A 9,812-nucleotide genomic window follows, 5' to 3' on the forward strand; every position below is an offset into this window, starting at 1 on the left:
GGCAGGACCCCAGTCATGAAAGGCGACATCTCAGCCATCCAGCAACTCAACAAAATCCTTGCCAATGAACTGGTCGCGATCAATCAGTACTTCCTGCATGCGCGCATGTACGACGATTGGGGCCTGGAAAAGCTCGGCAAGCGTGAATACAAGGAATCGATCAAGGCCATGAAGGACGCGGACGCGCTGATCAAGCGCATCCTGTTCCTGGAAGGCCTGCCCAACGTACAGGATTTGGGCAAGCTGAACATCGGCGAGCACACCCAGGAAATGATCGGCAGCGATCTGGGCTTTGAACGCAAGAGCCACAGCGACCTCAAGGCCGCCATCGCTCACTGCGAAGCCCAGGGCGACTTCGGCAGCCGCGAGCTGCTGGAAGATATCCTGGAAGACCAGGAAGAGCACATCGACTGGCTGGAAACCCAACTGGGTCTGATCGACAAGGTCAGCCTGGAAAACTACCTGCAGTCGCAGATGGGCGAATAACCCCTCGCCAACAGGTACAAAAAAGCCCCGCTCTCTTATGAGAAGCGGGGCTTTTTATTGCGTGGCCTTTTACAAAAGCATCAAGCTTCGGTCTTGGCTGCCGCTTTTACCGCTGCGTCTTTGATCAGCGCCTGCAACGAACCATCAGCCGCCATTTCGGTGATGATGTCGCTGCCGCCGACCAGCTCACCGGCTACCCACAGCTGCGGGAAAGTCGGCCAGTTGGCGTACTTGGGCAGGTTGGCGCGGATTTCAGGGTTTTGCAGGATATCCACGTAAGCGAACTTCTCGCCGCACTGCATCACAGCCTGGGACGCCTTCGCGGAGAAACCGCACTGAGGGGCGTTCGGCGCGCCCTTCATGTAAAGCAGAATGGTGTTATTGGCAATCTGCTCTTTGATCGTTTCGATGATATCCATGGAACACCTCTGCAGGAACTTTGCGACTCACGGGTCGGCACGGTGGCGCATTGTAACGCAAAATTCCAGCACCGTGCTGGCCCCCTAAGCTGCCGCCACCTGCACCGGCACGCCGTTCAGCGCGGCGTTGCCCGACAACTCATCCAATTGCCGTTCGTCGGTCAAGTCATTGGCGCTCGCCCCCGGTTGCCCGCTGGCAATCGCCATCTGCACACCCGGGCGGCCGTGGCCCCAACCGTGGGGCAGGCTGACCACGCCGGGCATCATGTCCAAACTTGCCGATACTTCCACCTCGACCATGCCGATGCGCGAGCTGACGCGCACCCGCTGGCCGTCGCTCAACTGGCGGCTGGCGAGGTCGTCGGGGTGCATCAGCAATTGATGTCGCGGCTTGCCCTTCACCAGGCGGCGATAGTTATGCATCCAGGAATTGTTGCTGCGCACGTGACGCCGGCCAATCAGCAGCAACTCATCGGCCAACGGCACCGGCTGCGCCGCAAAACGCGCCAGGTCGGCCAGAATCACCGCCGGCGCGGCCTGCACCTTGCCATCTTGCGTTTTCAAACGCGCCGCGAGGTTGGGACGCAGTGGCCCCAGGTCCACGCCATGAGGATGATCAGCCAGCATGGCGACCGACAACTTGTGATCGGAGGCGTCACCGTAAGCCCCGGCCCGCAGCCCGAAGTCGATCATCTGCGCCGGCGGCAGGGTTGGCTTGAGCGCCACCCCGGTCTGCGTCGCGAAGGCACGGGCCAAGCCGACAAAAATCTCCCAGTCATGCAGCGCGCCCTCAGGTTTGGGCAGGATCGCGCGATTGAAGCGCGTGACATTGCGCACCGCAAACAGGTTGAAGGTGGTGTCGTAGTGATCGTTTTCCAGCGCCGAGGTGGACGGCAAAATCAGATCGGCATAGCGCGTTGTTTCATTGATGTAGAGGTCGACGCTGACCATGAACTCCAACCCATCCAGGGCCTGCTCCAACTGCCGACCGTTCGGCGTGGACAGCACCGGGTTGCCCGCCACTGTCACCAGCGCGCGGATTTGCCCTTCGCCTTCGGTGAGCATTTCTTCAGCGAGCGCCGACACCGGCAACTCGCCGCCGTACTCAGGGCGTCCGGACACACGGCTTTGCCAGCGATTGAAATGCCCACCGCCAGTAGAAGCCACGAGATCAACGGCCGGAGAGGTGCACAATGCACCGCCAACCCGATCCAGATTCCCGGTGACCAGGTTGATCAACTGCACCAGCCAATGGCACAAGGTGCCGAACGCCTGCGTCGAGACACCCATGCGCCCGTAGCACACGGCCTTGTCCGCTGCGGCAAAGTCCCGCGCCAATTGGCGTATCTGCTCGGCCGGCACCGCGCACTGGCGGCTCATGGCCTCGGCGGTAAAGCCGGCGATCGCACGTCGTACAGCGTCCAGCCCGTCGACAGGCAAATGACTCTCACGCGTCAGGTTTTCGCTGAATAAGGTGTTGAGCAACCCGAACAACAGCGCCGCGTCGCCCCCCGGACGCACGAAAAGATGCTGGTCGGCGATCGCTGCCGTTTCACTGCGCCGAGGATCAACCACCACCACCTTGCCGCCCCGCGCCTGGATGGCCTTGAGGCGCTTTTCCACATCCGGCACGGTCATGATGCTGCCGTTGGACGCCAGCGGGTTGCCGCCCAGGATCAGCATGAAGTCGGTGTGGTCGATGTCCGGAATCGGCAACAACAGACCATGTCCGTACATCAGATGGCTGGTGAGGTGATGGGGCAGCTGGTCCACGGAAGTCGCAGAAAAGCGATTGCGCGTCTTGAGCAGGCCGAGGAAGTAGTTGCTGTGAGTCATCAGCCCATAGTTGTGCACGCTGGGGTTGCCTTGATACACCGCCACTGCATTCTGCCCATGTCGGGACTGGATGCCCGCCAGCCGCTCGGCCACCAGGGCAAACGCCTCGTCCCAGGGAATGGGCTGCCATTCACTGCCCACCCGCAGCATGGGCTGGTGCAGGCGGTCCGGGTCGTTCTGAATATCCTGCAGCGCTACCGCCTTTGGGCAAATGTGACCACGGCTGAACGTGTCCAGAGGATCACCCTTGATCGAGGTGATCGCCAGACGGCCGTCTTCGCCCTGGGTGGTTTCCAGGGTCAGGCCACAGATGGCTTCGCACAGATGGCAGGCACGGTGATGGAGAGTCTTGGTCATGGCCAGTCTCTTATAGGGGCTTTGATCTCACTATGGGCCGCGCCCCTGAAAGGCACCACCAACGTTCGTCGCGTGAATCGACCGGCATCAGGCCAGGCCATGGGCCAAGAGTGAGCAAATGTTACAGAACCCTGCGCACGGCCTTTGAAACCGACACAGCCTGGCGCAGGAACGCCGTCGCACATTGCAAAAGGTTGCAGCGCCAGTGTACAAATGGGCCGCTGCTGTCCGGAAATCGTCTGCAAAAGCGCTCTAGCGCCCGTCTGAAATCCCTTAAAAACCGTAGCCCTATTGGTAAGACGCGACATTTAATTATAAGATCGCGCCTTCCCCTATTTCGTCGCCCCGTGCGGCTTTCGCCGCAGGTCTCGCCCGTTGTCACAATAAACAAGGCTTTGAGTATCTGCGGTCTGTTGCAAAAGGTAGTTAATGATGAGCGCAAGGCACTTTCTCTCCCTGATGGATTGCACGCCCGAAGAGCTGGTCAGCGTGATCCGTCGAGGCATTGAGCTTAAAGACCTGCGTAACCGCGGCGTACTGTTCGAGCCTTTGAAAAACCGCGTACTCGGGATGATTTTCGAGAAGTCCTCGACCCGCACGCGCCTGTCCTTTGAAGCCGGCATGATCCAGCTCGGCGGCCAGGCCATCTTCCTGTCGCCGCGGGACACCCAACTGGGCCGTGGTGAACCGATCAGCGATTGCGCCATCGTCATGTCGCGCATGCTTGACGCGGTGATGATCCGCACCTTCGCCCACAGTACCCTGACCGAATTTGCCGCCAACTCGCGTGTGCCGGTGATCAACGGCCTGTCCGATGACCTGCACCCATGCCAGTTGCTGGCCGACATGCAAACCTTCCTCGAACACCGTGGCTCCATCCAGGGCAAGACCGTGGCCTGGATCGGCGACGGCAACAATATGTGCAACAGCTATATAGAAGCGGCGATCCAGTTCGACTTCCACCTGCGCATTGCCTGCCCTGAAGGCTACGAGCCAAGCGCCGAATTCCTCGCCAAGGCTGATGGTCACGTGCAGTTGCTGCGCGATCCAAAAGACGCCGTGGTCGGTGCGCACCTGGTGAGCACCGATGTGTGGACTTCCATGGGCCAGGAAGACGAAACCGCCAAGCGCCTGGCGCTGTTCGCGCCCTACCAGGTGACCCGCGCCTTGCTCGACACAGCCGCGCCGGATGTGCTGTTCATGCACTGCCTGCCCGCCCACCGTGGCGAAGAAATCAGCCTCGACCTGCTCGACGACCCGCGTTCTGTTGCGTGGGACCAGGCCGAAAACCGCCTGCACGCGCAAAAGGCCCTGCTCGAGTTCCTCGTCGAACCGGCCTACCACCACGCATGAGCCATCCATTACTGCTGAACCTGCGCAACCTGGCATGCGGTTATCAAGATCAACGCGTGGTGCAAAACCTCAATCTGCACCTCAACGCGGGTGATATCGGTTGCCTGCTCGGCTCTTCAGGCTGTGGCAAGACCACCAGCCTGCGCGCGATCGCCGGCTTTGAGCCAGTGCACGAAGGCGAAATCAGCCTGGCGGGCGAAGTGATCTCCAGCGCCGGTTTTACCCTGGCTCCCGAGAAGCGTCGCATCGGCATGGTGTTTCAGGACTACGCGCTGTTTCCCCACCTCAGCGTGGCCGACAACATCGCGTTCGGCATCCGCAAGCATCCGCAAAAGGACCGCGTGGTCGCCGAGTTGCTGGAACTGGTCAACCTGAAGAACCTGGGCAAGCGCTTCCCCCATGAACTCTCGGGCGGCCAGCAACAACGTGTCGCCCTCGCCCGAGCCCTGGCGCCGGAGCCACAACTGCTGCTGCTCGATGAGCCGTTCTCCAACCTCGACGGTGAACTGCGGCGCAAGCTCAGCCATGAAGTGCGCGATATTCTCAAGGCGCGCGGCACGAGTGCGATCCTGGTCACCCACGATCAGGAAGAAGCGTTCGCGGTCAGCGATCAGGTGGGTGTCTTCAAGGAAGGCCGGTTGGAACAGTGGGACACGCCCTACAATCTCTATCACGAACCGCAGACGCCTTACGTTGCCAGTTTTATCGGCCAGGGCTACTTCATTCGTGGGCAGTTGAGCTCGCCCGAGTCGGTCAGCACCGAACTGGGCGACCTGCGCGGCAACCGCGCCTACACTTGGCCAATCGGCGGTGCCGTGGATGTGCTGCTGCGCCCGGATGATATCGTTTATGCGCCGGACAGTGCCCTGAAAGCGCGGATCGTCGGCAAGACCTTCCTTGGCGCGTCGACCTTGTACCGCCTGCAACTGGCGACCGGCGCGCAACTGGAATCGATCTTCCCCAGCCATGCCGACCATCAGGTGGGCGCCGATGTGGGGATTCGCGTGGCGGCTGAACACTTGGTGCTGTTCCAGGCGTCAGGCAGCGTTGCGGCGCAAGTACCTCGAGCCGAGTCAGGCGTAAGGCGCTACAGCCCGGTCAGTTGAGTATTTAAAGAATAATGTGGGAGCGGCCTTGCTCCCTCCCACATTGGATTTCACTCAGGTCGAAATCGATTTCAAACCCGGCCAAGCGGCGCGAATTGAGCCTGGGTATGTTCAGCCAGCACCTGCGCCGACAGCTCCACTTCCAACCCCCTTCTCCCCGCGCTCACAAAAATCGTCGCAAACGGCTCTGCCGTCACATCGATAAACGTGCGCAACCGCTTCTTCTGTCCCAACGGACTGATCCCGCCCAGCAGGTAACCGGTCGAACGTTGCGCCGCCGCCGGGTCTGCCATTTCGACTTTTTTTACGCCCGCCGCATGAGCCAGCGCTTTCAAATCCAGACTTCCGACGACCGGCACTACAGCCACCAACAATTCGCCTTTCTCGCTGCTCGCCAGCAGCGTCTTGAACACCTGCGCAGGGTCGAGGCTCAATTTTTCCGCGGCCTCCAGGCCATAGGAGGCCGCCTTGGGGTCATGTTCGTAACTGTGGATACGATGTTCGGCGCGAACTTTCTTCAACAAATCCAATGCAGGTGTCATGAGGGTTCCCAGGCGTGGCAGACAGACGGCCAATTCTAGGCCAAGCCCACGTAAAACGCTCTAGTGCGGCGTTCTATCCCATTCCGCCGGTTGACGAAAAGCGTGATCATTCATCAAACCAATAGTTCGAAAGTGACCAATAGTTCACTTTCGACCTTTGACAGCCGTCATTCTTGTCTATATTTTTTCGTTTCCGAATACTGTAGGAATACATCCACAGCATTCAAGCAGTAAGCCGTGGCGCGGATGGGGATCTTCGTCACGGTGAAAATCGCGCAACCGCCCATTGAGGCGGTGCGCCAGACAAGAACAACAACTGAGGTTTTCCATGACAACTGCTCTTCAACAGCCTTCACTTTCGAGCCAATGCATGGCCGAATTCCTGGGGACTGCGCTGCTGATCTTTTTCGGTACAGGATGCGTGGCTGCGCTCAAGGTCGCGGGTGCCAGCTTCGGCTTATGGGAAATCAGCATCATCTGGGGGGTGGGCGTCAGCATGGCGATCTACCTGAGCGCCGGCATTTCCGGGGCTCACCTCAACCCTGCCGTCAGTATCGCGCTGTGCCTCTTCGCCGATTTCGACAAACGCAAACTGCCCTTCTATATCCTCGCCCAGGTCGCCGGCGCCTTCTGCTCGGCGGCCCTGGTGTACACCCTCTACAGCAATCTGTTTTTCGATTACGAACAAACTCATCACATGGTTCGCGGCACCCAGGCCAGCCTGGAGTTGGCTTCGGTGTTCTCCACCTACCCTCACGCGTTGCTGAGCACCGCTCAGGCGTTCCTGGTGGAAATGATCATCACGGCGATCTTGATGGGCGTGATCATGGCCCTGACCGATGACAACAACGGCCTGCCACGCGGCCCATTGGCCCCGTTGCTGATCGGTCTGTTGATCGCGGTGATTGGCAGCGCCATGGGCCCACTGACCGGCTTTGCGATGAACCCGGCGCGGGATTTCGGTCCCAAGCTGATGACCTTTTTCGCCGGTTGGGGTGAAATGGCCTTTACTGGTGGCCGCGATATTCCTTACTTCCTGGTACCGATTTTCGCGCCGATTCTGGGCGCATGCCTCGGTGCTGCCGCCTATCGCGGGCTGATTGCCCGTCATCTGCCCAGCGCCGCACCGGCTATCGCTGAAACACCTGACACGGCTGTCAACGGTAATACCCGTATTTCCTGATCGCGCCAGCCTGGTCGCCCTGCCCCTTGAGGCCCAGGCTGATTTCTGACTTCCTTATTTTCGTGCAAGGCAATCGACATGACCGACCTTCAGAATAAGAACTACATCATCGCCCTCGACCAAGGCACCACCAGTTCCCGGGCGATCATCTTTGATCGTGACGCCAACGTGGTGTGCACCGCCCAGCGCGAGTTCGCCCAGCATTACCCGCAGGCAGGCTGGGTCGAGCACGATCCCATGGAAATCTTCGCCACCCAGAGCGCGGTGATGGTCGAAGCCCTGGCCCAGGCCGGCCTGCACCATGACCAGGTCGCCGCCATCGGCATCACCAACCAGCGTGAAACCACCGTGGTATGGGACAAGGTCACTGGCCGCCCGATTTACAACGCCATTGTCTGGCAGTGCCGCCGCAGCACCGAGATCTGCCAGCAGCTCAAGCGTGACGGCCATGAACAGTACATCAGCGACACCACCGGCCTGGTCACCGACCCGTACTTCTCCGGGACCAAGCTCAAGTGGATCCTCGACAACGTCGAAGGCAGCCGCGAGCGCGCGCGCAATGGCGAGCTGCTGTTCGGCACCGTCGACAGCTGGCTGATCTGGAAATTTACCGGCGGCAAGACCCACGTCACCGATTACACCAACGCCTCGCGCACCATGCTCTTCAACATCCACACCCTGGAGTGGGATGCGAAGATGCTGGAGATCCTCGATATTCCGCGAGAAATGCTGCCGCAAGTGAAGTCCTCCTCGGAAATCTACGGCCGCACCAAAAGCGGCATTGCCATCGGCGGCATCGCCGGTGATCAGCAAGCGGCGCTGTTCGGCCAGATGTGCGTGGAAGCCGGCCAAGCCAAGAACACCTACGGCACCGGCTGCTTCCTGCTGATGAACACCGGTGACAAAGCGGTGAAATCCAAGCACGGCATGCTCACCACCATCGCCTGCGGCCCGCGCGGCGAAGTGGCCTACGCCCTGGAAGGCGCGGTGTTCAACGGCGGTTCCACCGTGCAGTGGTTGCGCGACGAGCTGAAGATCATCAACGACGCCCACGACACCGAGTACTTTGCCAGCAAGGTCAAGGACAGTAACGGTGTGTATCTGGTCCCGGCCTTCACCGGCCTGGGCGCTCCGTACTGGGACCCCTACGCCCGTGGCGCGCTGTTCGGCCTGACCCGTGGCGTACGCGTGGATCACATCATTCGCGCAGCCCTGGAGTCGATTGCCTACCAGACCCGCGACGTGCTCGACGCCATGCAACAGGATTCCGGCGAACGCCTCAAAGCCCTGCGCGTGGACGGTGGCGCGGTGGCCAACAACTTCCTGATGCAATTCCAGGCCGACATCCTTGGCACCCAGGTCGAGCGTCCGCAAATGCGCGAAACCACCGCACTCGGCGCTGCCTACCTGGCCGGCCTGGCCTGCGGCTTCTGGGGCAGCCTGGATGAACTGCGCGGCAAGGCGGTGATCGAGCGCGAATTCGAACCGCAACTGGATGAAGCCGCCAAAGAAAAACTCTACGCCGGCTGGCAGAAAGCAGTCAGCCGCACCCGCGACTGGGAGCCCCACGAAGGTGCTGAGTAAGCCAAGCGCAAAACACGCTTAGGGTTGTAACTGGCAGGGAGTCGATTCGTACGTCATCATGGGCCACTTTTGTATGGCAGCCCAAAGGACGCCCCATGAATCTGCCTCCCCGCCAGCAACAAATCCTCGAACTGGTCCGCGAACGCGGCTATGTCAGTATCGAGGAAATGGCGCAGTTGTTCGTTGTCACCCCGCAAACCATCCGCCGCGATATCAACCAGCTGGCGGATGCCAATCTGCTGCGCCGCTACCATGGCGGCGCCGCCTATGACTCCAGCGTCGAAAACACCGCGTATGCCATGCGGGCCGACCAGATGCGCGACGAGAAACAGCGCATCGGCGAAGCCATTGCCGCGCAGATCCCCGATCACGCCTCGCTGTTCATCAATATCGGTACGACCACCGAGTCCATTGCGCGCGCGCTGCTGAATCACCACCACCTGAAAATCATCACCAACAACCTCAACGTCGCCAGCATGCTCAGCGCCAAGGATGACTTCGACGTGCTGCTCACCGGCGGCAACGTGCGGCGTGACGGTGGCGTTGTGGGCCAGGCCAGTGTCGACTTCATCAACCAGTTCAAGGTCGACTTTGCCCTGGTGGGCATCAGCGGCATCGACGAAGACGGCAGCCTGCTCGACTTCGACTATCAGGAAGTGCGGGTTTCCCAGGCGATTATCGCCAACGCGCGCAAGGTGATTCTGGCGGCGGACTCGAGCAAATTCGGGCGCAATGCCATGATTCGCCTGGGGCCGATCAGTTTGGTGGATTGCCTGGTGACTGATCAGGAGCCGGTGCCGGCGTTGGTGCAGTTGCTCAATGAGCATAAGGTTCGGCTGGAAGTCGTATAGCGTCTGCAATGACGCCATCGGGGGCAAGCCCCTCCCACCTTTTGAGCTGTGAACGCACTCCAATGTGGAGGGGTGCCCGATGGCGTCACACAGGT

General features: G+C 60.4%; 9 protein-coding genes. 6 read left to right on the forward strand and 3 right to left on the reverse strand.

What is annotated here, in order from left to right:
• Window positions 1–15 precede the first annotated feature (15 nt).
• Complete coding sequence (bfr, locus tag JWR98_RS26325; RefSeq protein WP_205491624.1) at window positions 16–486, forward strand: bacterioferritin; 471 nt, start codon at window positions 16–18, stop codon at window positions 484–486.
• Window positions 487–566: 80 nt separating this feature from the next.
• Here bfr and grxD read toward each other — a convergent pair whose 3' ends face one another.
• Together grxD and JWR98_RS26335 are read right to left on the reverse strand one after the other, a co-directional pair.
• Entirely contained in the window at window positions 567–905 is a 339-nt protein-coding gene (gene grxD / locus JWR98_RS26330; RefSeq protein ID WP_078731788.1) for a Grx4 family monothiol glutaredoxin, read from the reverse strand.
• An 84-nt stretch (window positions 906–989) separates the two neighbouring features.
• Window positions 990–3,098, reverse strand: coding sequence for a molybdopterin oxidoreductase family protein (locus JWR98_RS26335; RefSeq protein ID WP_078731787.1), 2,109 nt, complete (start codon window positions 3,096–3,098; stop codon window positions 990–992).
• A gap of 432 nt (window positions 3,099–3,530) precedes the next feature.
• Between JWR98_RS26335 and argF the strand changes: the two genes are divergently transcribed.
• Together argF and JWR98_RS26345 are read left to right on the forward strand one after the other, a co-directional pair.
• A complete protein-coding gene (gene argF, locus JWR98_RS26340; RefSeq protein ID WP_078731786.1) occupies window positions 3,531–4,451 on the forward strand; it encodes an ornithine carbamoyltransferase in 921 nt (306 codons plus the stop codon).
• Entirely contained in the window at window positions 4,448–5,557 is a 1,110-nt protein-coding gene (locus tag JWR98_RS26345) for an ABC transporter ATP-binding protein (protein ID WP_205491625.1), read from the forward strand. Before argF ends, JWR98_RS26345 begins: the two co-directional genes overlap by 4 nt.
• A 71-nt stretch (window positions 5,558–5,628) precedes the next feature.
• On the opposite strand, the gene ybaK is transcribed toward JWR98_RS26345, so the two are convergent.
• Window positions 5,629–6,099 carry a Cys-tRNA(Pro) deacylase gene (gene ybaK, locus JWR98_RS26350; protein WP_078731784.1) on the reverse strand — a complete coding sequence of 157 codons (471 nt, stop codon included), beginning with the start codon at window positions 6,097–6,099 and terminating at the stop codon, window positions 5,629–5,631.
• Window positions 6,100–6,427: 328 nt separating this feature from the next.
• On the opposite strand from ybaK, the gene JWR98_RS26355 reads away from it, so the two are divergent.
• From JWR98_RS26355 to JWR98_RS26365, 3 genes are all read left to right on the forward strand, one after another.
• Window positions 6,428–7,282: an MIP/aquaporin family protein gene (locus JWR98_RS26355; protein ID WP_003172087.1), complete on the forward strand. Its 855-nt coding sequence runs from the start codon at window positions 6,428–6,430 to the stop codon at window positions 7,280–7,282.
• 78 nt (window positions 7,283–7,360) lie between these two features.
• Complete coding sequence (gene glpK / locus JWR98_RS26360) at window positions 7,361–8,866, forward strand: glycerol kinase GlpK (RefSeq protein WP_078731783.1); 1,506 nt, start codon at window positions 7,361–7,363, stop codon at window positions 8,864–8,866.
• Between the two features lie 95 nt (window positions 8,867–8,961).
• Window positions 8,962–9,717: a DeoR/GlpR family transcriptional regulator gene (locus JWR98_RS26365; RefSeq protein WP_003172085.1), complete on the forward strand. Its 756-nt coding sequence runs from the start codon at window positions 8,962–8,964 to the stop codon at window positions 9,715–9,717.
• Window positions 9,718–9,812 lie beyond the last annotated feature (95 nt).

The sequence above is a fragment of the Pseudomonas lactucae genome, assembly GCF_016937615.1.
Lineage (GTDB): Bacteria > Pseudomonadota > Gammaproteobacteria > Pseudomonadales > Pseudomonadaceae > Aquipseudomonas > Aquipseudomonas lactucae.

Excerpts from the sequence above, each read along its gene's own strand:
- bfr (WP_205491624.1), top strand. The coding sequence starts at position 16 with ATGAAAGGCGACATCTCAGCCATCCAGCAACTCAACAAAATCCTTGCC.
- grxD (WP_078731788.1), bottom strand. The coding sequence starts at position 905 with ATGGATATCATCGAAACGATCAAAGAGCAGATTGCCAATAACACCATT.
- JWR98_RS26335 (WP_078731787.1), bottom strand. The coding sequence starts at position 3,098 with ATGACCAAGACTCTCCATCACCGTGCCTGCCATCTGTGCGAAGCCATC.
- argF (WP_078731786.1), top strand. The coding sequence starts at position 3,531 with ATGAGCGCAAGGCACTTTCTCTCCCTGATGGATTGCACGCCCGAAGAG.
- JWR98_RS26345 (WP_205491625.1), top strand. The coding sequence starts at position 4,448 with ATGAGCCATCCATTACTGCTGAACCTGCGCAACCTGGCATGCGGTTAT.
- ybaK (WP_078731784.1), bottom strand. The coding sequence starts at position 6,099 with ATGACACCTGCATTGGATTTGTTGAAGAAAGTTCGCGCCGAACATCGT.
- JWR98_RS26355 (WP_003172087.1), top strand. The coding sequence starts at position 6,428 with ATGACAACTGCTCTTCAACAGCCTTCACTTTCGAGCCAATGCATGGCC.
- glpK (WP_078731783.1), top strand. The coding sequence starts at position 7,361 with ATGACCGACCTTCAGAATAAGAACTACATCATCGCCCTCGACCAAGGC.
- JWR98_RS26365 (WP_003172085.1), top strand. The coding sequence starts at position 8,962 with ATGAATCTGCCTCCCCGCCAGCAACAAATCCTCGAACTGGTCCGCGAA.